Source organism: Stenotrophomonas sp. PI_27, assembly GCF_027854495.1.
Lineage (GTDB): Bacteria > Pseudomonadota > Gammaproteobacteria > Xanthomonadales > Xanthomonadaceae > Stenotrophomonas > Stenotrophomonas pavanii.
Genome location: NZ_JAJNOF010000002.1, coordinates 137,174 through 155,885, shown reverse-complemented (window position 1 = coordinate 155,885; position 18,712 = coordinate 137,174). Strand labels below are relative to the sequence as shown.

Below are 18,712 nucleotides of genomic sequence, written 5' to 3'. Positions count from 1 at the left end.
CATGATCGACCTCTCTGCCGGTGAAGACGGCCGGGCCCGTGAAGCCCGTCTGGCGCAGCTCGCCACGCATGCCATTTCGCAACCGCTGGTGACCCACATCTACACTGCCGATCCCTCGGCACATGTGTTCGAGGGGCGCGTGTACATCTATCCCTCGCATGACATCGACGGCGGGCAGCCGTTCGACGATGAGGGCGGCCATTTCGGCATGCAGGATTACCATGTGCTGCGGATGGATACGCCCGACAGCGCCGCCGTCGATTGCGGCTGCGCGCTGCACGTACGCGACGTGGCCTGGGCCCGCAAGCAGATGTGGGCGCCTGATGCCGCCTGTCGCGACGGCCGCTACTACCTCTACTTCCCGGCCAAGGATGCCAGCGGTCGCTTCCGCATCGGCGTGGCCATCGGTGAGCGTCCCGAGGGACCGTTCGTTGCCCTCGCAGAGCCGATGAAGGGGGCCTACTCGATCGACCCCGCCGTGTTCGAAGACGACGACGGCAGCCACTACCTGTACTTCGGCGGCATCTGGGGCGGGCAGCTGCAGAAGTATCGTGACAACCAGTACGACGACGCCCACCAGGAGCCCGAGGGCAGCGCACCGGCCCTGGGCCCGCGCGTGGGCCGGCTGGACGCGGGCATGACCGAGCTGGCCGAAGCCACGCGCGAGGTACAGATCCTGGATGAGCATGGCCAGCCACTGCGCGCGGATGATCACGCGCGACGCTTCTTCGAGGGGCCCTGGCTGCACAAGTACCAGGGCCGGTACTACCTCTCGTATTCCACCGGTAACACGCACCTGCTGTGCTATGCGGTGGGCGACAGCCCCTACGGGCCGTTCACCTATGGCGGCGTGATCCTCACGCCGGTCGTGGGCTGGACCACGCACCACTCCATCTGCCAGTTCGAAGGGCAGTGGTACCTGTTCTATCACGATGCACTGCTGTCGGGCGGCGTCACCCACCTGCGCTCGGCCAAGTGCACGCCGCTGCACATGGAGCCGGACGGCAGCATCCGCACGATCGATCCCTATGGTGCGTGAGCGCGTGCCGGCGGTGGACGATGCGCTCGCCGCGCTGCCGGCCGGTGAGCTGCACTGGCTGAGGTGTGGCGACCTGGAGGTCGCGCTGGCGACAGGGGCAGGCGGGCGCGTGGCGCACCTGCGCTACCGCGGCATGGAGTGGCTGGTGGATGCGCAGCAGGCGGGTCCGGCCGCAATCGCGTGGGGCTGCTACCCGATGGTGCCGTGGGCCGGGCGCATCCGCCGGGGAAAGTTCCGCTTCGATGGCGCGCCGCACGCGCTGCCGCTCAATTTCGGCGGGCATGCCATCCATGGCGTGGGCTTCACGCGGCCCTGGCAGGTCGAGCGCATGGAGGCGGCCACGGCCACGCTGTCGCTGGCGCTGCCGTGCGACAGGTACTGGCCCTTTGGCGGCGTTGCAACGCAGGAGGTCGCTCTGCAGCCTCACCGCCTGCAGCTGCGTCTTTCGGTCCAGGCAGGCGAGCGCGCGATGCCGGCGGTGCTGGGCTGGCACCCCTGGCTTCTCAAGCCAGAGCGGCTGCTGTTCTCGCCCCGCGCGATGTACCCGCGGGACGGGGAGGGCATCGCCACGCTGCCCGCAGTCGATCCTGTTCCCGGTCCCTGGGACGATTGTTTCATCGCCGACAGTGACATCACGCTGCTGCGTGGTGGCCAACGACTGCGACTGCGGTCGGACCACGACCATTGGGTGGTCTACGACGGCGCGTCACACGCAACCTGTGTCGAGCCGCAGAGTGGCCCGCCGGATGGCTTCACCCTGGCGCCGCATCGGCTGGAGCCGGGGCAGCGGCTGGCGTTGACGTTCGAACTGGCGTGGTCGGTCGACGGCGCTTGAGCCGGGCGCACGGACGGATATGGCGGGGTCCTGCAGGGTCTGGTACATACTTCTGTGACCTCCAGCAGCAGACCGGCCACCATGAATCCTGCCAACAGCGGGCGCTCCACCGCGCCGCCGCGTCGCCTCTTCCCGATGTGGGCACTGGGTCTTGCCTGCCTGTGGGCAGGCAGCGCATCGGCGGCCGCGGCCCCGCAGGCACGTACGTGGTTCGTCACTGGAAGCGAGCTGGTGTCGCTGTTGCAGGGAAACGCGGCGGACGGATTCTGCGCCGGCGAGCAGTGCCGCTCCCAGTCCAGCGCCCGCGCCAGCGCGTATATCCAGGGTGTCGCCGATGCCAGTCGTGGGCACTGGTGTGGACAGGGCCAGATCCTGCCGCACGAACTGGTGGATCGCGTTGCCACGCACCTCCGGCAGCTGCCGCAGCGCCGGCTGCATGAGGAAGCGTCGGTGCTGGTGGTGGAAGCGCTGGAGCAGGCCTTCCCGTGCGGCCCGGCAGGGAAGTGAGCCGGTGCAGCGTCCGGCCGGCCGTGTCCGGCGCAGCTGTCAGCCGCGCGCAGGCATCCTGAAGCGCTCCACCTGCGCCGCACCGGAATTGGCGAGCAGGGCCATGGCACGCCGTTTCGCGGCAGGCAGCCCGGCAACGGCCTCTGGCGCCACCCGCACCTCGAATTCCCTGGCGTTGGCATCCAAGGCAGTGGCCAGGACACAGGAGTCCGCCGTCATCCCGCTGAGCCAGAGGCGGCGCACGCCCAGTTTGGCCAGCAGGATCGGCAAGGGGCTGGCCAGGAAGGCAGAGTGCTTGGGCTTGAGCACGAAATAGTGGTCGGCAGTGGGAGACAGCATCGTGGCAATCCGGGCGGCCGGGCCGCCATCCTGCACGCACTGCGCCACCTGCTGGCGGAAATCCTGCTTCCACTCCGAAAAGTTGTCGTTGGCATAGATCACCGGCCACTGCCGTGCGTCGAAGCGATCGCGCAGGCGCCGGATCTGGCTGGCCGCCGCCTCCGCGCTGGGGACCAGCTGCGCTGCCCCGGGAAAATCAAAACGACTGAACATGTCGATGATCAGCAACGCGGTCGCTGGGTGCTTCTGCATGGCTCAATCTCCGGTCTGCGCATGCGGCGCCTCGACCGCCTTGGACTGCGGTGAATCCTTCTGGCGCAGGAAGATCGTCAGCACCACCAGGGACAACACGGCCAGGAACTCACTCTGCCAGTTCTGCATGGATTCGAACCAGAACGTGCTGCTGGCCAGGTGTTCGAGGAAGCCGGGCCCGGGCAGCCCCTGCAACTGCTGTTCGGCTTGTTCGGCCCGCCAGCTCCCCAGTGCATGCAGCGTAAAGCTGAGCAGGAACAGCAGCCCGAATGCAATGGCCAGCGAGTGGCCGTAGAGAACCTTCCACACGCCACCGCGCCTGACCGGCCATGGCGTAGGACCTGGCGCGACGCGGCTGTGTTCCTGCGCCGGATCGAACGGCCGCGACTCGGCCGAGCCCCGCTGGCGCAGGCTGACCGTGAGCAGCACGTACATCCCCATCTGCAGGAATTCGCTTTCCCAGTTCTCGAACGTGGCGCTGACGAAATGACCCGTGGCCAGGTAGTGCCAGAGATCGAGCGGCGCGCGGCCGTGCTCGACCAGCTCCTGGTTGTGCACGTGGTGCCCCGCTATCGCCTGCCCGATGATGAACACTGCAGTGAGCGCAAGCAGTACCAGCGACAGACCATTGCGTTTCCACATGCAGCACCTCGTTCAGGTCACTCCGGAAGGCATGTCATGGAGCGTGCTCGGGTCGCGGACAAGCATCCGTGAATCCTGCGCATCCAGCGCGTGAGACGGACTCAACGCCGCCCGGTGGGATCGGGATGGGGCCGCTCGTAGTCTTCCGGCACGGCCTTGGGGCCATCGCCATCGTCAGGCATGTCGTGGTCCTTCCACCTGGCGTGGTCATTGCGCCGCTTGTCCGGCGTGTGCGCCTTCGACTGATCGTCCACGTCTGTGGTTGGATTGAAAGGCAGTTTGTCGTTCATGTGCAGCTCCTGCGGCGGGAACCTGAAGCCTGCCGCAGGCCGGGTTAACGCGACGACGCTGCGCAATGAACACCGTGCACACCCGGATGTCACTGCCACGGGATGAGGGCATTGCGATGCTGGACGCCCGACCTCCTGGAGCAGCGCGATGCAGGCATTGACCTACCACGGCCGCAAGGATGTGCGCGTCGAGACTGTGCCCGACCCGGTACTGGCCGCCGAAGACGACCTGATCCTGCGGGTGACCGCCACCGCGATCTGTGGGTCGGACCTGCACCTCTACCGGGGCAAGATTCCCGATCTGCACGACGGCGATGTCCTCGGCCACGAATTCATGGGCGTCGTGGAAGAGGTCGGCAGCGGCGTGACCCAGGTGAAGCCGGGCGATCGGGTGGTGATCCCGTTCGTGATCGCCTGTGGTGAGTGCTTCCACTGTCGGCTGGCCGAGTATGCTGCGTGCGAAACCACCAATCCGGGCAAGGGCGCGGCGCTGAACCAGAAGGGCATACTGCCCCCGGCGGCACTGTTCGGTTACAGCCACCTGTACGGGGGCGTGGCCGGCGGCCAGGCGGAATTCGTCCGCGTACCGAAGGCCAATGTGGGCCCGCTGCGCATTCCGGACGGCGTGGCCGACGAGCAGGTACTGTTCCTGTCCGACATCCTGCCCACCGGCTACCAGGCTGCACTGAACGCGGGCGTCAAGGCAGGCTCGACCGTGGCGATCTTCGGCGCAGGGCCGGTCGGGTTGATGAGTGCCGCCTGCTGCCGCCTGCTGGGCGCCGAGACCATCTTCATGGTCGATCACCTGCATTACCGCCTGGACTACGCGCGGCGTGCCTACGGGGTGACGCCGATCGACTTCAGGGAGATCGAGGATCCGGCCGACTACATCCTTACCCAGACCAGCGGACGGGGCGTGGATGCCTGCATCGAGGCGGTAGGCTTCGAGGCCGAGGGCAGTGCGCTGGAGTCAGCATTGACCGCCGTGAAGCTGGAAGGGAGCAGCGGCGTTGCGATCCGGCAGTGCATCGCGGCAGCACGTCGCGGCGGCGTGGTCAGCATTCCGGGGGTCTATGCCGGTTTCATCCACGGGTTCCTGCTGGGTGATGCGTTCGACAAGGGGCTCACGTTCAAGATGGGGCAGACCCATGTGCAGGGCCTGATGCCCGAGCTGCTTGACGCGATCATGGAAGGAAAGCTCGACCCGGGTGACATTATTTCGCACCGGATGCGCCTTGCCGATGCAGCGCAGGGGTATGCCCTGTTCGACGCCAAGGATGACGACTGCCGCAAGATCGTGTTGACGCCCTGAGACCGGGGCGATGAGTGCGACCATCATGGCCGGCGTCTACGCACTGTGGCTGGCGGCCGGTGCGCTGGACTTCCATTTCCACCGGCGCACCGACCTGCCACATACCTCGGGGCTGCGCGAGAGCGTGCTGCACGGGGTCCAGCTCGTGCTGATCGGCAGTGGCGTACTGGCCTGGCTGCTGCTGGCCAACACCTGGTCACTTGCCGCCCTGCTGGCCGTGCTGGTCCTGGCCCACGCAATCGCCGGCTACCTGGATACGGCCAGCGCTGACCGGCGGCGGCGGATCAGCCCGGCCGAGCAGCATGTGCACAGCGTGCTGGATGCCGCGCCGTGGATTCTGCTGGTCTGGGTCGGCTGGCACGCGCAGCCGCAGTGGGCATTCCGTGCGCAACCTGCGGCGCCCGACGTGGCGGCGCTGCTCGTAGTGCCGGCGCTGGGCCTGGTGGTCCTGCCGTGGCTATGGGAGTTGCTGCGCTGCATCCGCGCACGGCGAGACCGTCGGCAGGCGGGTGCGTGAGGATCGTCGCGCAGAGTATTCATGCGCCGGCCACACCTCCAAGACAGTGATGTGACCGCCTGCCGCCTACGGTCATCGCCTGTCCCCACTGCAGATCCCTTCATGCAGGATGTGTCATCGCCTACACCGCTGGCCAACCGCGCCCGCCAGGTGCTGGTCCAGCAGCCCGAACTGCCGTTGCCGGGAAGCGGCCGCACGCTGCAGCGCTGGCAGGCGCTGGCCGCCTGGGGGGCAGAGGACCTCTGCCTGGCCAAAGTGCTGGAAGCGCACCATGACGCGCAGGCGATCCTCGCCGAACTGAAGGCGCCTTCCGCAGCAGAAGGCAAGCTGCTGGCGGTATGGGCGGCCGAGGGACCCGCCAACACGCTCCGCATTGACAGCGAGGGCAGACTGCGCGGCGACAAGCCGTGGTGCTCCGGAAGCCCCTGGGTGGACGCGGCGCTGGTAACGGTCCGCAATGCGCAGGGCGTATGGCTGTGCCAGGTGTCGGCCGGTCAGTGGAACACGCTGGAGGGCGAGCCGTGGCCGGCCGTCGGCATGGCCGGCATTCCGTCCACCACGGTGCGGTTCGACGGTGCGCAGATGGCGCTTGTCGGCACGCGCGACGACTATCTGCAGCGCCCCGGTTTCTGGCACGGCGGCGCGGGCATCGCCGCGGTCTGGCTTGGTGCGGCCGTCGCCCTGGCCGAGCGCATGCGGCCGGCCTGCAGCAGGGGCCACCGCGCGCGGTTGCTGGGCGAAGTGGACCTGGTCCTGGGCCCGGCCACGGCGCTGCTGCGCGAACTGGCGGCGCGCATCGATGCGGAGCCGGGATCAGCGCATCGGGAGGACGTGGTGCGCGTGCGCTGCGTGGTCGAGCGCGCGGCGACGCGCGTGCTCGATCTGGCAGGTCGGGCGCTGGGGCCGGCGCCGATGTGCCTGGAGCAGGCGCATGCCCGTCGCTGGGCCGACCTGACGGTATTCATGCGGCAGAGCCATGCCGACCGCGACTGGGAATGGCTGGGTGAGCAGCGCGCCACCGAGGAGGCAACATGGGCGCTGTAGCCAGCACGCCCCTGCAGGGGACCGGCACACAGGAGCAGGCCTGGTTGCGCTGCCAGTGGCTGTGGCAGCATCCGGCCACTTCGGCGGCCACACTGCTGGCCGGCCATGAGCGGGTGGTGGTGGTCGCACCTCATCCCGACGACGAGATCCTTGGCTGCGGCGGCCTGCTTGGCCACGCCGCGGGCCAGGGTATGCAGGTCCGCGTCGTCGCGGTAACCGATGGCGAGGCGTGCTATCCACACGAGCGCTGGTGGACGCCGGAGCGCCTGCGCTCGGCACGGCGCGCCGAGCTTGCCTCAGCGCTGGGCGAGCTCGGCATCCAGGCCGGCTCCGCGTTCCACCTTGGCATTGCCGACGGCGCGGTCAGTGCGCACGAACAGGGCCTGGAGGACTGGCTGCAACAGTACCTGCAGCCGCGCGACCTGGTACTGGCACCCTGGCGCTTCGATGGGCACCCCGACCACGAAGCGGCAGGCCGTGCTGCCTGCCGGGCCGCGCGTACGGTGGGCTGCCGGCGCCTGGAGTATCCGGTGTGGGGCTGGCACTGGCTGGACCCGGCCTGTGCGCACATGGCCTGGGAGGCGCCCGAACTGCTCGACATCACCGACGTCGTGGCCGCCAAGCGCAACGCGATCGCCCACTTCCGCACCCAGACCGGCGCAGTGCCGAGGCTGCACAGCCCGCCGGTGCTGCCGGCCCATGTATTGACCCGATTCTTCCGGAACCACGAGGTTTTCCTGGCATGAGCGCGCAACCGTACTTCGACGAACTGCATGAGCAGGAGGACCCCTTCGGCTACCGCACCCGATGGTATGAGGAGCGCAAGCGAGCGCTGCTGCTGGCCAGCCTGAGCCAGCGCCAGTTCCATCGGGGCTGGGAGCTGGGGTGCTCCAACGGGGTGCTGACCGAGGCCCTCGCGGGACGCTGCGAGCGGCTGCTGGCCACCGACATCAGCCCGCGTGCGGCCTTCCGCGCCCGCCGCAACCTGGCCCACCTGCCGCATGTCCAGGTCCACTGCGCCAGCCACCCCGAGCAATGGCCACCGGGTCGCTTCGACCTGATCGTCTGCGGGGAGATGGGCTACTACCTCGGCACAGGCGCACTGCAGGCGCTGCGCGCCGGCATCGGCCAGGCACTGCGCGATGACGGGCTGCTGGTGGCCTGCCATTGGCTGCCGTCCTTCCCCGGACGCGCGAGCCGCACCGAAGTCGTACATCGGTGCCTGGGCGAGGGGCTGCAGGAGGCCTTCCACTATCGTGACGCGGACTTCGTTCTGCAGGGCTGGACGCGCGGCGCGCTGTCGCTGGCCCGCAACGAGGGACTGCGGTGATCGGTGTCCTGGTGCCGGCACACAACGAGGCGGCCAGCATGGCGCGCTGCCTGCAATCGATCCGAAGGGCGGCGCTGCATCCCGGGCTGCGCGGCGAGGCGGTGCAGGTGGTGGTTGCACTGGACGATTGCTCCGATGCGACCGCGTCCATCTGCCGGCAGCAGCGGATCGATACAGTGCAGCTGCAGGCACGCTGCGTTGGTGTTGCCAGGGCAGCGGCTGCGGCCCAGTTGCTGCAACAGGGAGCGCGCTGGCTGGCCAGTACCGATGCCGACAGCGAGGTGCCTCCGGAATGGCTGGTCGCCCAGCTGGAGGGCCGCTGCGACGCCTTCTGCGGACTGGTGGACATCGCGAGCACTTCCCGGGACGGCAAGCGCCTGCGTCGCGCGTTCCGGAAAGGGCAGCCTTGGGGCGACGATCACGGGCGCATCCACGGCGCCAACCTCGGTGTCTCTGCCCGCGCCTATCGTGCCGCGGGGGGCTTTGCGCCCCTGCGCTGCGGTGAAGATGTCGCGCTGGTCAGCCGGCTGCAGTGCCTGGGCGCCGACGTCCGCTGGGCCGGTGCGCCCGTGGTCATGACCAGCGCCCGCCTGGTGGGGCGGGCCACCGGAGGGTTCGCGACCTACCTGTCCGGGATCGAGGGGGCGCGTGCCGACGTGCCACGCGGAACCCTGCACGCGCATGAAGAGCTGGTCAAAACGGTGCTGAATTGGGGATAGCGTGAGGCCTGCACGCCTGTCCTTTACGGCCCCGCGACGCCGCGGGCCCTAGAGTGAAGGGCTGAGAGAGCAGGAGTGCCGCCATGCCGAACAGAGCGATCGTCTATGTCAGCGAGGCCGTCGACGGATTCACGCCGGAGCGCCTGCACACCCTGATGGAGGATGCCGCCCGCTTTAATCGGGGGGCAGGCGTGACCGGCGTGCTGCTGTTCGACGGGAAGCGCTTCCTGCAGTACATGGAGGGCCCTGCCGACGGGCTGGATGTGGCCTATTCCCGCGTCACCGGTGCCAGCAGCCACACCCACCTGATCGAACTTGCGCGTGGCCGCGTCGGCCAGCGGCGGCTGCCGTTCTGGCCAATGCGCTGCCTTTCCGTTACCGCGGACCAGCTTCGCGTGATCGCGGGCGCTGACTGGACCAGCTTCATCCAGCGCGCAGCATCGGAACAGTCCGACGCGACGGCGATGGACAAGCTGCTGCTGATCGTCGAACCGTACGCGAAGGCCGCCTGAATCCAGCGAGGTGTTACTGCGGCGTGCGGCCGGGGAGAGGGTGAAGCGAGCCGGGTTGTGAATCGCCTCATGCCCACCTACAGCGCGCCCGGCATCCTGCAAGCGCAGGGCATTTCCTGCGCCAGAAGGAATCAACGTGCCCCTCCGCGCAATCGCCTACACAAGTGAGGCGATACCGGGGCTTTCCATGGACCATGTGGACGACCTCACCAGGGCCGCTGCCCGCTTCAACCTTGAAGCAGGCGTGACGGGAGTGCTTCTTTACGATGGGCACCGCTTCCTCCAGTACATCGAGGGACCGGAAGACAGCATCAACGTGGTGTACAGCCGCATCCTCGGTGCCCGCAGCCATTGCGAACTGCTTGAGCTGGGCCGGGGCAGGGTGTCCGGCCGGTTCTTTCCGTACTGGTCGATGCGGCTGCTCTGGACCGACCCCGCCGACATCCGCAGCGTCGCCCGCGGCAACTGGAGCGGGCTCTCCCGTGGCGGGGCGCTGCGTCAGCTGGGCCAGGTGGTAGCTCCACACCTGGCGTGACCGCGGCGTTTGCCGCTCAATGCGTGGTCGGGGGCGCGCAGGCGTCACCCACCACCTGCTGGACGGCTTCCTGCAACCGGTCGATGTGGAAGGGTTTGGCCACGAACGTTGCGCGGCGGTGGCGCAGCGGTACCAGCTGGTCATAGACCGCAGACACGAACAGGTAGGGGATGCCGAGTTCCGCCAGCCGATCGGCAACCGGGAACACCACGCCATCGCGAAGCTCCACATCCAGCACCGCGCCATCGAACTGTTGCGTATCAAGCAGCCCCAGCGCATCGAACACGCTGTAGGCGTGGGTCACCCGGCCGCCGCCGTCTTCCAGCGCCTGTTCCATCAGTGCAGCAAGGTCGAGCTGGTCTTCAACCAGCAGCAGGTTGCACCTGCGCTGGTTCATTTCCGATTGCATGCGCGCATGCCTGTGTTGCCGTGGGAACTGCAGTGTGTGCTGTAGTGCATCAACGGCGCGCGTGGGCCGTGTCAGCCCGGTGCGAAGCCGCCTTGCGCAGGTCGCCCGGTGCCGTCGATGCGGCGTGGAAGGCGCCGCGCGTTTTTTGACAGCGCGTTGGCGGCGGGCATGGATACTGCCGCCGTCCCCCAGCACTGGAGCCACCACCATGCCCCGATCTGCAACCGATGCCACCGCCCCCTGCGCATTGCGCGTGGAATGCATGTCCCTGGATTGCGGCGGCGCTGCGATCGTCGTGGAGCTGGATCGCATCCCCGAACGGGCATGGATGAAGTCGCTGAAGCGCGCCCTGCAGGAGGATGACGTGCTGGAGGGTGCCCAGGCCAAGTTCGATGGGCGCTTTGTCTACGTCGTGGGCGTGGAAGGTGGCGCGCACCGTGCGCAGCATCGGGTGATCCAGGCGTTGAAGGCGTCCGCAGGCGGGCGCGCACCCACGGCAAGCCCCCGTCGCGACGGCGGCAGTGCTGTTGTGTCCGGCGCGATGCCGGCCTGAGTGCGCGGCAGGCGTTGCCACGCACCAGCGGATGTTATGACGGCATCAGCGCCAGGTGCAGTGCGCACGCCCGGTGGCTCACGCCGGCCGACGAGGCAGTGATTGCGGCCTCGCCACCATGGTCTCCGGAGGCATGTCGCCCCACTACCGGAGACCGTGATGGCAGACCAGAACACCGTCCGCAGCGAGCGCCTGCTGAAATGGCTGCAGGACGCCTACGCCATGGAGCAGGAGGCGGAGACCATGATGAAGGCCATGGCTTCGCGCATCCAGAACTATCCCCATCTTGCCGCACGTATCGGCCAGCACGTGCAGGAGACGCAGCAGCAGGCCGCTTCCCTGCGGGAGTGCATTGAAGCACTTGGCGGCAGCGTGCCCACCGCCAAGGGGCTGTTCGCGAGCATGACCGCAGCGATCCACGCCGCCGGCAATACCCTGATGGAAGACGAAGTCGTCAAGAGCGTCGGCATCTCCTTTGGCTTCGAAAACACCGAGATCGCCACCTACCGGGCGCTGGTGATCGCGGCCGAGCGGGCCGCCGCGCCGGATATCGCGGCCGTGTGCGGCCAGATCCTGCAGGAAGAGATCGCCATGGCACGTTGGCTGGAAGACCACCAGGACAGCCTGGTCGGCGCCTTCCTCAACCGTGACGAAACGCCTGGCGCCCAAGCCAAGCGTTGATCCCGATCCCGCCTGCCAGACACAGGAGACAGTCCCATGTTCTTCCACCACAAGAAACTGATGTACACCGTGCGCGTGCGCGAATCCAACCCGCAGCTTGCCAGCCTGATGCTGGAACAGTTCGGCGGCCCACAAGGTGAACTGGCCGCCGCGATGCGCTACTTCACCCAGGGGCTGGGCGAATGCGATCCCGGACGCAAGGACCTGCTGATGGACATTGCCACCGAAGAGATCAGCCACCTGGAGATCATCGGTACCATCATCGCCATGCTCAATCGCGGCCCGAAGGCCATCCAGTCCGAAGGGCTTGCCGAAGCCGAGGACATGCGCCTGCTGGGCCAGAACAGCACCAGCCATACCGAGCAGCTGCTGTACGGGGGCGGCCCGGCACTGGTCAATTCGAGCGGTGTTCCCTGGACGGCGGCCTACGTCGATTCGATCGGGGAGCCCACCGCCGACCTGCGCTCGAACATCGCCGCCGAAGCCCGCGCCAAGCTGGTCTACGAACGACTGATCACGGTGACCGATGATCCGGGCATCAAGGACGCACTGCGCTTCCTGATGACGCGCGAAATCGCCCACCAGAAGTCCTTCGAAAAGGCATTGCACAGCATCCAGCCCAACTTCCCACCGGGCAAGCAGCCGGGTGACCCCGCCTTTACCGACCTGTACATGGACATGTCGCAGGGCGACGGCGCTGATGACCTGCTGGGCAGCTGGAACAGCGGCGAGCTATGGGAGCGGGTCAGCGACCGCGAGGCACAGGCCGCTGTGGACGGCGGTGACGGCAGCGCCACGGTGGGCCTGGACCCACGCGAGCAGGCGGCGGTGCAGGCCATGACCCTGCGAACGCTTTCCGATCCCGAAGCACGGCCGACAACCGGTGCCGAACTGGGCGCCGGGCCGGGCGCCGGCGCGCTCGACCTGCCGCCACGGGAGCCTTGACGCAGAACAGGCCGGGGCGGGCGTCCGCCCCGCGCATCGCAAAAAAAGTGGGCGGACACGCTGTCCGCCCACTTGGGGTGCAACCGGTCAGTCTCGATCAACGCTGCTGGCCACCGCGGTTGTTGTTGCCGCCACGTTCCTGCTGTTGCTGCCGCCCCCCCTGGTTGCCGCCCTGGTTGCCGCCGCCATGGCTGTTCTGGCCGCCTTCGCGGCCGATGTCGGCCATGTGCTGGCGATCCTGGCTCACCGCTTCGCCGCCCTTGCGACCGGCTTCGCGCGCTTCTTCAGAGCTGAATTCATGGGTGTTGCCCGATTCATGCGCGGCGCGGCCGCCCTTGGCGGCGATCTCGCGCTGCTTGTCTTCGTCCATCGAAGCGAAGCCGCGGTTGCTGCTGCCCTGGTTCTGGTTCTGGTTGGCCATGGAAAGTCTCCTTGGAGTGAGCCGCCCGATTGGCGGCAGCGACCATCTTCCAGATCCGCCGCTAGACGGCGGTGGCACCACCGCCAACGTCGTGTCATGCACAGGCGCGTGCTTCCTCATGCGTTCTCCACGAAAGGACATCCGTCAGCAGGCGACACGGCATGCCGGCCGTGGCGCTGTTGCCGGGTGTCAACGCAGCGCGGCGTTGGCACGTCCAGGTTCAACGCCGCCTCCACGCCAGTGTCACCACGCGTTTGATCGGCCTCGCTAAGGTAGAGCCATCTGCAACAACCCGGTGCTGTCATGCCTCTTCGTGCCATTGCCTATGTAAGTGAAGCCACCCGAAACCTGACTGCAGAGCGGCTGCAGCAGCTTGTCACGGACGCGATGCTGTTCAACGAGTCGGTTGATGTGACCGGCGTCCTCCTGTTCGACGGCACGCGCTTCCTGCAATACCTCGAAGGCCCGGAGGCCGGTGTCGGCGCGGCGTACACCCGCATCCTGGCGGCCAGCAGCCACAACGGACTGGTCGAACTCAACCGGGGCAGGGTGGGGCGGCGGCAGTTCCCGCACTGGCGCATGCACAGCGTGCGCGTGGATGAGCTGGCGTTGGGAAAGATCGCGATCTCCGACTGGACCGGCTTCGTGCGCAGCGCCTCCACGCTCGCGCCCGGCACCAGTGCGCTTGATCGACTGCAATCGGTGGCGCAGGCGCCGGCAGGTGCCGGCGATGGCCGGTTGCTGGAACCGGACGGACCGGTGGCACGATGAGCGCAGCCGACGCCCCGGGCACGCCAGGACAGGTACGCATCGGCTGCGCAGGCTGGTCGCTGTCGCGGGCGGCGCAGGCGGCGTTCGGCGCAGGCGACAGCGTGCTGCAGCGCTATGCCACCCGCCTGCCGATGGTGGAGATCAATTCCTCGTTCTACCGCCCGCACCAGGCGGCGACCTACGCCCGTTGGGCGGCCAGCGTGCCCGCGGGTTTCCGCTTCGCGGTAAAACTGCCACGCGTGATCAGCCATGAACGCCGGCTGCGCGACACGATGCAGCCGCTGGCGCTGTTCCTCGATGGCGTGATGGCGCTGGGGGACAGGCTGGGGCCGCTGCTGCTCCAGCTGCCGCCCAGCCTGGCGTATGAGCCGGCAACCGTGACCGAATTCCTGCACGGACTGCGCGCACGCACCTCGGTTGATGTCGCCTGCGAACCGCGCCATCCCAGTTGGTTCACTGCGGACGTCGATGCGCTGCTGAGCGACCATGGCATCGCACGGGTCGCGGCTGACCCGGCCCGGGTACCCGCAGCAGCGGTCCCGGGCGGTGATCGCACGTGGAGCTACTGGCGCTGGCACGGGCAGCCGCAGATCTATCGCAGCGCCTACAGCGAACAGGCGCTGGCGGGGCTGGCCCAGCACCTGCAGCGCGAAGCCGCCGCACAGCGCTGTGCCTGGTGCGTACTGGACAACACCGCGCTGGGCCACGCCACCGGCAACGCCCTGCACCTGCAGGCACTGCTGCAGGAGAACGCGAATGCCTGAGGGCCCCTCCATTGTCCTGCTGCGCGAGGCCGCCAGCCACTTCAAGGGTCACGTCGTGCGCGGCGTCTCCGGCAACAGCCGCATCGACCTGTCACCGCTGCAGGGACGCAGGGTCAAGGCGGTTCGCAGCTGGGGCAAGCACTTCCTGCTGGAGTTCAGCCAGGTCACGCTGCGCATCCATCTGATGATGTTCGGCAGCTGGCGCATCGACGAACGGAAGCCGACCCCTGCACGGGTATCGCTGGCATTCGACAACGGCGAACTGAATTTCTATGCGTGTTCGGTGCGGCTGATCGACGAGCCGTTGGACGACGTCTACGACTGGCGGGCGGACGTGATGAACGACGCCTGGGATCCAAGACTGGCCCGGCGCAAGCTGAAGGCACTGCCGGACACCCTGGTCTGTGATGCGCTTCTGGACCAGACGATCTTCGCCGGCGTCGGCAACATCATCAAGAATGAGGTGCTGTTCCGGATCGGCGTGCATCCGGCCACGCGACTGGGCGACCTGCCACCGCGCAGGCTCACCGCCCTGATCACCCAGGCCCGTGCCTACAGCTTCGACTTCCTGGAGTGGAAGCGGCGCTTCGAGTTGAAGAAGCACTGGCAGGTGCACACGCGCAAGGTGTGCCCGCTCTGTGGTGGCCCGGTCAGCAAGCTGTACATGGGTACAACGCGGCGGCGCACGTTCTTCTGCCCAAACGACCAGGTGCTCTACCCACCCTGAGGCCGCCTTCCGTGGCGGCTGCGGGGCGTGCGATACGACTCAGGCGGCCTGCGCGGCCTTGGCATTGCCGCCGCCCTTGGCCAGCAGGGTCAGCTTCTCGTCGGTCGCCTTTTCTTCCTCCAGCGTCTCCAGCAGCAACGGCAGGGCCTCCTTGTAGCCCAGCTGCTTGGCCAGCGCGGCGATGGTGCCGTAGGAGGCAATTTCGTAATGCTCGACCTTCTGCGCGCCACCGATCAGGGCAGCATCGCGCACCGGCCCCTTGTCGATGCTGTCGATCACCTCCTTGCCTTCCTCGACCAGGCCTTCCATCGCCGCGCACTTGATGCGCTTCAGGCGGATGCCGAGCACTTCGACCACCTGGTCGATGCGTTCGATCTGCCCCTGGGTCTCCTCCAGGTGCGTTTCGAACGCCGCGGCCAGATCCGGATTCTCGGCCGCACGGGCCAGGCGCGGGAGCGCCTTGGTCAGCTGCTTCTCGGCGCTGTAGATGTCCGAGAGTTCGTGGATGAACAGGTCTTCCGCCGTCTTGATAGCCATGCTGGGCTCCGCAGTGAGTGGAGTAGCCAGCGTAGGGTCTGGCCGGTTGCGATCAGGCGGGGAAGGAGTGAAGGCAGCATGTGAACGCCCCCGCGGACCCTGCGCGCTGCCTTCACGAAGCGGCGTCTTTCGCGCAGGGGTGCGGCGCCGTGCCGGCGGCCTTCGCCATGGCTTCACAGTGGCATCGCTCCGTGCGCATGGAATGGCCGGTACGGTCAGTCCACCCCCGATCACGCTGGAGACTCCCAATGAGCGATGACAAGAACAACGCCGGCAGCCCGGACCGGGACCGCATCAACGTCAATGAGGATTACGAACTGCGGTACTGGACCACGACGCTGGGCGTGTCCGCCGAAGAACTTCGTGCGGCCGTCGCGGCGGTCGGGCCCACGGCGGTTGCTGTCCGCAAGCACCTGGGCAAATAGCGCGGAGCTGGCCATGTCGCTGGTCGAGTATCGCCGCAAGCGTCGTTTTGACCAGACCCAGGAGCCCGAGCCGGGCAAGACGCTGCCGAAAGGCCAGCGCGCCATTTTCGTGGTGCAGCTGCATCATGCCAGCCGCAGGCACTATGACTTCCGCCTGCAGGTTGGCGATGCGCTGAAGAGCTGGGCCGTGCCCAAGGGCCCCAGTTACGACCCGAAGGTCAAGCGCATGGCGGTGGAAGTGGAAGACCACCCGGTGGACTACGCGGCGTTCGAGGGTGAAATTCCCAAGGGCCAGTACGGCGGCGGCCATGTCGCCCAGTTTGACCATGGTGTATGGGCCACGCAGGGCGATCCGGAAGCCCAACTGGCCAAGGGCCATCTTCGCTTCGAACTGTTCGGTACCAAGCTGAAAGGCGGCTGGCATCTGGTTCGGTCGGGAAAGCCCGCGCGCCAGCCGCAGTGGCTGCTGTTCAAGGAGGACGATGCCTTCGCCAGCGACCTTGAGGCAGACGACCTGCTGGCCGATGTCGCTGCGCCGCCACCGGAGGATCTGAAGCGCGCCGGGGCCGGCAAGGCCGCGAAAAAGCGGCTGACGGCGGTGCCTGCCACACGCACCCGGCGAAAGAACTGGTCGAAGAAGGCCCTTGCGCTCAGCAGGGCAAGGAGGGCAGCGGCGCCATCCGGGCCGTTCGAACCGCAGTTGGCCAGGCTGGGAGAGGCGCCGCCCCAGGGCGAGCAGTGGGTCCACGAGATCAAATGGGACGGATACCGGATCCTTGCCACTGTCGTCGAGGGCAACGTGCAGCTGTGGTCACGGAACGCGCTGGAATGGACCGACAAGCTTCCCGAGATACGTGACGCAATCGCGGCCCTGGGCCTGACGTCGGCGGCGCTGGACGGCGAGCTGATCGCCGGCGCCGGCACCAAGGAGGACTTCAACCTGCTCCAGGCGACGCTTTCCGGCGAGAAGCAGGGCGTCCTGACGTATGCACTGTTCGACCTGCTGCATCTTGATGGCGTGGACGTCGCCGATGCGCCCCTGCTGGAACGCAAGGCCTTGCTGCAATCGCTGCTTGAGGGGCAGGGCAGTCCCCTGGCCTTCAGTTCGCATGTGCAGGGAGAGGGTGAGGAGGCCTACCGCCTGGCCGGTGAGCAGCACTTCGAGGGCATCATTTCCAAGCGCGGCGATCGCAGCTACCACAGCGGCCGCAGCGAGGACTGGCGCAAGACGAAGCAGCTGGCCAGCGACGAGTTCGCGGTGGTGGGCTACACCGCACCCAAGGGCAGCCGCACCGGCTTTGGTTCGCTGCTGCTGGCCCGGCCGGACGCAACGCATGGCTGGCTCTACGCCGGTCGCGTCGGGTCCGGGTTCTCGGATGAACTGATTGGCGACATCAGCAAGCGCATCAAGGGCGGCGGCGGCCGCAGGCCGACCGCGCATGTGCCCACGCAGGACACCGACCTGCGCGCCGCGACCTGGTTCGAACCACGTTTCGTGGTCGAGGTCTTCTACCGCGGGATCGGTGGGCAGCAGCTGTTGCGCCAGGCGTCGCTGAAGGCGGTGCGGACGGACAAGGACGTCGCCGACCTCGCCGATTCCGATCGCGCCGGAACGGTCCCGGCCGCAGGGCGGTCGCATGCGCCCTCGCGGCGGAGGCGCCAGGTGGAAAGGGCGCCGGCAGCCGACCGCGCGCCACCCGGGCTGTCTTCTCCCGGCAAGATCCTGTTTCCCGGCGACGGTTACACCAAGCAGGATGTATGGAATTACTACGCGGCAGTGATGGAGCACCTGCTGCCCGAGGTGATTGATCGTCCGCTGTCGATCATCCGATGCCCCAGTGGCACCGCAAAACCCTGCTTCTTCCAGAAACACCATACGGCCGGGCTGGAGCTGGTCGACGCCGTCAGGTTGAAGGAGGAGAGCGGCATCAATGCCCATTACCTGGTGGTGCGGGACGCAGCCAGCCTGCTTGAACTGTTGCAGTTCAACGCGTTGGAGTTCCACCCCTGGGGCAGCCACGCCGAGGCGCCCGATAGGGCCGACCGGGTCGTGTTCGATCTGGACCCCGGACCGGACGTGCCCTTTGCCGAAGTCAAGAAAGCGGCAACCGACATCCGAGAACTGCTGGCGCAGCTGGAGCTGGAATCGTTCCTGCGCGTCTCCGGCGGCAAGGGCCTGCACGTGGTCGTGCCGCTCAACCCAGGGTGCGATTGGGACCTGACCAAGCGTTTTGCGAAGGGTTTCGCCGATGCATTGGCACAGTCCGAACCGCAGCGGTTCCTGGCAACCGCCACCAAGAGCCTGCGCAACAAGCGGATCTTCGTCGACTATCTGCGCAATGGGCGCGGTGCAACGGCGGTCGCGTCCTATTCGTTGCGTGCCCGGCCGGGCGCGCCGGTGGCGCTGCCGATCGCCTGGGGCGATCTGTCGAAACTCCAGCGCGCCGATGCGTTCACAATCAAGGACGTGCCCGCAAAGCTCAGGCGGCGACGCAAGGATCCTTGGGCCGGCATCACGGAAGTGAAGCAGAATCTCGCGCGATGGGCACAGGCAGACCCGTAGCCGGGCCGCGCTGCATACCGTTTGTCTGCCAGAAGCCGACCCA

General features: G+C 67.5%; 25 protein-coding genes. 19 read left to right on the top strand and 6 right to left on the bottom strand.

From position 1 onward, the window contains the following. The first annotated feature begins 1 nt into the window (after position 1). The 3 genes from LRM18_RS02990 to LRM18_RS02980 all read left to right on the top strand — a co-directional run bounded on the left by LRM18_RS02990 (position 2) and on the right by LRM18_RS02980 (position 2,381). The gene (locus LRM18_RS02990; protein WP_270950960.1) at positions 2 to 1,039 is read left to right on the top strand and encodes a glycoside hydrolase family 43 protein; all 1,038 of its coding nucleotides are present in this window, start codon (positions 2 to 4) and stop codon (positions 1,037 to 1,039) included. Next, a complete protein-coding gene (locus tag LRM18_RS02985) occupies positions 1,029 to 1,874 on the top strand; it encodes an aldose epimerase (protein ID WP_270950958.1) in 846 nt (281 codons plus the stop codon). The genes LRM18_RS02990 and LRM18_RS02985 overlap by 11 nt, the downstream gene beginning before the upstream one ends. 81 nt (positions 1,875 to 1,955) lie before the next feature. Beyond that, the gene (locus LRM18_RS02980) at positions 1,956 to 2,381 is read left to right on the top strand and encodes a Rap1a/Tai family immunity protein (RefSeq protein WP_270950956.1); all 426 of its coding nucleotides are present in this window, start codon (positions 1,956 to 1,958) and stop codon (positions 2,379 to 2,381) included. A gap of 39 nt (positions 2,382 to 2,420) precedes the next feature. Here the strand turns inward: LRM18_RS02980 and LRM18_RS02975 are convergent, their stop codons facing one another. From LRM18_RS02975 to LRM18_RS02965, 3 genes are all read right to left on the bottom strand, one after another. After that, positions 2,421 to 2,972: a cysteine hydrolase gene (locus LRM18_RS02975; protein WP_049467294.1), complete on the bottom strand. Its 552-nt coding sequence runs from the start codon at positions 2,970 to 2,972 to the stop codon at positions 2,421 to 2,423. Positions 2,973 to 2,975: 3 nt separating this feature from the next. Further along, positions 2,976 to 3,614 carry a DUF6766 family protein gene (locus LRM18_RS02970; protein ID WP_270950952.1) on the bottom strand — a complete coding sequence of 213 codons (639 nt, stop codon included), beginning with the start codon at positions 3,612 to 3,614 and terminating at the stop codon, positions 2,976 to 2,978. Between the two features lie 101 nt (positions 3,615 to 3,715). Continuing rightward, complete coding sequence (locus tag LRM18_RS02965) at positions 3,716 to 3,904, bottom strand: hypothetical protein (protein WP_270950950.1); 189 nt, start codon at positions 3,902 to 3,904, stop codon at positions 3,716 to 3,718. 148 nt (positions 3,905 to 4,052) lie between these two features. On the opposite strand from LRM18_RS02965, the gene LRM18_RS02960 reads away from it, so the two are divergent. The 8 genes from LRM18_RS02960 (at position 4,053) to LRM18_RS02925 (ending at position 9,873) form a co-directional block, all read left to right on the top strand. After that, positions 4,053 to 5,216 carry a zinc-dependent alcohol dehydrogenase gene (locus LRM18_RS02960; protein WP_057494799.1) on the top strand — a complete coding sequence of 388 codons (1,164 nt, stop codon included), beginning with the start codon at positions 4,053 to 4,055 and terminating at the stop codon, positions 5,214 to 5,216. Between the two features lie 10 nt (positions 5,217 to 5,226). Then, positions 5,227 to 5,733, top strand: coding sequence for a hypothetical protein (locus LRM18_RS02955; RefSeq protein ID WP_270950947.1), 507 nt, complete (start codon positions 5,227 to 5,229; stop codon positions 5,731 to 5,733). Positions 5,734 to 5,835: 102 nt separating this feature from the next. Further along, positions 5,836 to 6,777, top strand: a complete 942-nt coding sequence (locus LRM18_RS02950; RefSeq protein WP_270950945.1) for an acyl-CoA dehydrogenase — start codon at positions 5,836 to 5,838, stop codon at positions 6,775 to 6,777. Next, the gene (locus tag LRM18_RS02945; RefSeq protein ID WP_154330609.1) at positions 6,765 to 7,523 is read left to right on the top strand and encodes a PIG-L family deacetylase; all 759 of its coding nucleotides are present in this window, start codon (positions 6,765 to 6,767) and stop codon (positions 7,521 to 7,523) included. Before LRM18_RS02950 ends, LRM18_RS02945 begins: the two co-directional genes overlap by 13 nt. After that, positions 7,520 to 8,107: an SAM-dependent methyltransferase gene (locus tag LRM18_RS02940; protein WP_154330608.1), complete on the top strand. Its 588-nt coding sequence runs from the start codon at positions 7,520 to 7,522 to the stop codon at positions 8,105 to 8,107. The genes LRM18_RS02945 and LRM18_RS02940 overlap by 4 nt, the downstream gene beginning before the upstream one ends. Then, positions 8,104 to 8,826 (top strand): glycosyltransferase family 2 protein, encoded by a 723-nt coding sequence (locus LRM18_RS02935; protein WP_270950942.1) that lies wholly within the window; start codon positions 8,104 to 8,106, stop codon positions 8,824 to 8,826. Before LRM18_RS02940 ends, LRM18_RS02935 begins: the two co-directional genes overlap by 4 nt. Positions 8,827 to 8,909: 83 nt before the next feature. Next, a complete protein-coding gene (locus LRM18_RS02930; RefSeq protein WP_270950940.1) occupies positions 8,910 to 9,338 on the top strand; it encodes a BLUF domain-containing protein in 429 nt (142 codons plus the stop codon). A 136-nt stretch (positions 9,339 to 9,474) separates the two neighbouring features. Beyond that, complete coding sequence (locus tag LRM18_RS02925) at positions 9,475 to 9,873, top strand: BLUF domain-containing protein (protein WP_270950938.1); 399 nt, start codon at positions 9,475 to 9,477, stop codon at positions 9,871 to 9,873. Between the two features lie 16 nt (positions 9,874 to 9,889). Here LRM18_RS02925 and LRM18_RS02920 read toward each other — a convergent pair whose 3' ends face one another. After that, positions 9,890 to 10,282 carry a response regulator gene (locus tag LRM18_RS02920; RefSeq protein ID WP_074725144.1) on the bottom strand — a complete coding sequence of 131 codons (393 nt, stop codon included), beginning with the start codon at positions 10,280 to 10,282 and terminating at the stop codon, positions 9,890 to 9,892. A gap of 208 nt (positions 10,283 to 10,490) precedes the next feature. Between LRM18_RS02920 and LRM18_RS02915 the strand changes: the two genes are divergently transcribed. The 3 genes from LRM18_RS02915 to LRM18_RS02905 all read left to right on the top strand — a co-directional run bounded on the left by LRM18_RS02915 (position 10,491) and on the right by LRM18_RS02905 (position 12,461). After that, on the top strand, positions 10,491 to 10,835 hold the full coding sequence (locus tag LRM18_RS02915; RefSeq protein WP_270950934.1) for a hypothetical protein: 345 nt from the start codon (positions 10,491 to 10,493) through the stop codon (positions 10,833 to 10,835). A 159-nt stretch (positions 10,836 to 10,994) separates the two neighbouring features. Continuing rightward, entirely contained in the window at positions 10,995 to 11,516 is a 522-nt protein-coding gene (locus LRM18_RS02910) for a ferritin-like domain-containing protein (RefSeq protein ID WP_057494792.1), read from the top strand. Positions 11,517 to 11,552: 36 nt separating this feature from the next. Then, positions 11,553 to 12,461, top strand: a complete 909-nt coding sequence (locus LRM18_RS02905; RefSeq protein WP_049469390.1) for a manganese catalase family protein — start codon at positions 11,553 to 11,555, stop codon at positions 12,459 to 12,461. A gap of 97 nt (positions 12,462 to 12,558) precedes the next feature. Here the strand turns inward: LRM18_RS02905 and LRM18_RS02900 are convergent, their stop codons facing one another. Further along, the gene (locus LRM18_RS02900; RefSeq protein WP_270950929.1) at positions 12,559 to 12,882 is read right to left on the bottom strand and encodes a KGG domain-containing protein; all 324 of its coding nucleotides are present in this window, start codon (positions 12,880 to 12,882) and stop codon (positions 12,559 to 12,561) included. 303 nt (positions 12,883 to 13,185) lie between these two features. Here LRM18_RS02900 and LRM18_RS02895 point away from each other — a divergent pair, with 303 nt between their 5' ends. From LRM18_RS02895 to LRM18_RS02885, 3 genes are read left to right on the top strand one after another with little or no spacing between them, the layout of a single operon-like run. Further along, positions 13,186 to 13,653 (top strand): BLUF domain-containing protein, encoded by a 468-nt coding sequence (locus tag LRM18_RS02895; protein ID WP_270950927.1) that lies wholly within the window; start codon positions 13,186 to 13,188, stop codon positions 13,651 to 13,653. Beyond that, on the top strand, positions 13,650 to 14,417 hold the full coding sequence (locus tag LRM18_RS02890; RefSeq protein WP_270950925.1) for a DUF72 domain-containing protein: 768 nt from the start codon (positions 13,650 to 13,652) through the stop codon (positions 14,415 to 14,417). Before LRM18_RS02895 ends, LRM18_RS02890 begins: the two co-directional genes overlap by 4 nt. Beyond that, positions 14,410 to 15,144, top strand: a complete 735-nt coding sequence (locus tag LRM18_RS02885; RefSeq protein ID WP_270950923.1) for a DNA-formamidopyrimidine glycosylase family protein — start codon at positions 14,410 to 14,412, stop codon at positions 15,142 to 15,144. Before LRM18_RS02890 ends, LRM18_RS02885 begins: the two co-directional genes overlap by 8 nt. Positions 15,145 to 15,183: 39 nt before the next feature. Here LRM18_RS02885 and LRM18_RS02880 read toward each other — a convergent pair whose 3' ends face one another. Next, positions 15,184 to 15,681: a DUF892 family protein gene (locus LRM18_RS02880; RefSeq protein WP_197581155.1), complete on the bottom strand. Its 498-nt coding sequence runs from the start codon at positions 15,679 to 15,681 to the stop codon at positions 15,184 to 15,186. Positions 15,682 to 15,929: 248 nt separating this feature from the next. On the opposite strand from LRM18_RS02880, the gene LRM18_RS02875 reads away from it, so the two are divergent. Then, on the top strand, positions 15,930 to 16,106 hold the full coding sequence (locus tag LRM18_RS02875; protein ID WP_064485350.1) for a DUF3606 domain-containing protein: 177 nt from the start codon (positions 15,930 to 15,932) through the stop codon (positions 16,104 to 16,106). A gap of 13 nt (positions 16,107 to 16,119) precedes the next feature. Further along, on the top strand, positions 16,120 to 18,669 hold the full coding sequence (gene ligD / locus LRM18_RS02870) for a DNA ligase D (protein WP_270950917.1): 2,550 nt from the start codon (positions 16,120 to 16,122) through the stop codon (positions 18,667 to 18,669). Positions 18,670 to 18,712 lie beyond the last annotated feature (43 nt).

Coding starts and splice junctions, on each gene's coding strand:
- LRM18_RS02885 (WP_270950923.1), top strand. CDS start 14,410: ATGCCTGAGGGCCCCTCCATTGTCCTGCTGCGCGAGGCCGCCAGCCAC.
- LRM18_RS02975 (WP_049467294.1), bottom strand. CDS start 2,972: ATGCAGAAGCACCCAGCGACCGCGTTGCTGATCATCGACATGTTCAGT.
- ligD (WP_270950917.1), top strand. CDS start 16,120: ATGTCGCTGGTCGAGTATCGCCGCAAGCGTCGTTTTGACCAGACCCAG.
- LRM18_RS02875 (WP_064485350.1), top strand. CDS start 15,930: ATGAGCGATGACAAGAACAACGCCGGCAGCCCGGACCGGGACCGCATC.
- LRM18_RS02895 (WP_270950927.1), top strand. CDS start 13,186: ATGCCTCTTCGTGCCATTGCCTATGTAAGTGAAGCCACCCGAAACCTG.
- LRM18_RS02950 (WP_270950945.1), top strand. CDS start 5,836: ATGCAGGATGTGTCATCGCCTACACCGCTGGCCAACCGCGCCCGCCAG.
- LRM18_RS02910 (WP_057494792.1), top strand. CDS start 10,995: ATGGCAGACCAGAACACCGTCCGCAGCGAGCGCCTGCTGAAATGGCTG.
- LRM18_RS02955 (WP_270950947.1), top strand. CDS start 5,227: ATGAGTGCGACCATCATGGCCGGCGTCTACGCACTGTGGCTGGCGGCC.
- LRM18_RS02945 (WP_154330609.1), top strand. CDS start 6,765: ATGGGCGCTGTAGCCAGCACGCCCCTGCAGGGGACCGGCACACAGGAG.
- LRM18_RS02890 (WP_270950925.1), top strand. CDS start 13,650: ATGAGCGCAGCCGACGCCCCGGGCACGCCAGGACAGGTACGCATCGGC.
- LRM18_RS02900 (WP_270950929.1), bottom strand. CDS start 12,882: ATGGCCAACCAGAACCAGAACCAGGGCAGCAGCAACCGCGGCTTCGCT.
- LRM18_RS02905 (WP_049469390.1), top strand. CDS start 11,553: ATGTTCTTCCACCACAAGAAACTGATGTACACCGTGCGCGTGCGCGAA.
- LRM18_RS02930 (WP_270950940.1), top strand. CDS start 8,910: ATGCCGAACAGAGCGATCGTCTATGTCAGCGAGGCCGTCGACGGATTC.
- LRM18_RS02985 (WP_270950958.1), top strand. CDS start 1,029: ATGGTGCGTGAGCGCGTGCCGGCGGTGGACGATGCGCTCGCCGCGCTG.
- LRM18_RS02920 (WP_074725144.1), bottom strand. CDS start 10,282: ATGCAATCGGAAATGAACCAGCGCAGGTGCAACCTGCTGCTGGTTGAA.
- LRM18_RS02980 (WP_270950956.1), top strand. CDS start 1,956: ATGAATCCTGCCAACAGCGGGCGCTCCACCGCGCCGCCGCGTCGCCTC.
- LRM18_RS02965 (WP_270950950.1), bottom strand. CDS start 3,904: ATGAACGACAAACTGCCTTTCAATCCAACCACAGACGTGGACGATCAG.
- LRM18_RS02960 (WP_057494799.1), top strand. CDS start 4,053: ATGCAGGCATTGACCTACCACGGCCGCAAGGATGTGCGCGTCGAGACT.
- LRM18_RS02940 (WP_154330608.1), top strand. CDS start 7,520: ATGAGCGCGCAACCGTACTTCGACGAACTGCATGAGCAGGAGGACCCC.
- LRM18_RS02990 (WP_270950960.1), top strand. CDS start 2: ATGATCGACCTCTCTGCCGGTGAAGACGGCCGGGCCCGTGAAGCCCGT.
- LRM18_RS02880 (WP_197581155.1), bottom strand. CDS start 15,681: ATGGCTATCAAGACGGCGGAAGACCTGTTCATCCACGAACTCTCGGAC.
- LRM18_RS02970 (WP_270950952.1), bottom strand. CDS start 3,614: ATGTGGAAACGCAATGGTCTGTCGCTGGTACTGCTTGCGCTCACTGCA.
- LRM18_RS02915 (WP_270950934.1), top strand. CDS start 10,491: ATGCCCCGATCTGCAACCGATGCCACCGCCCCCTGCGCATTGCGCGTG.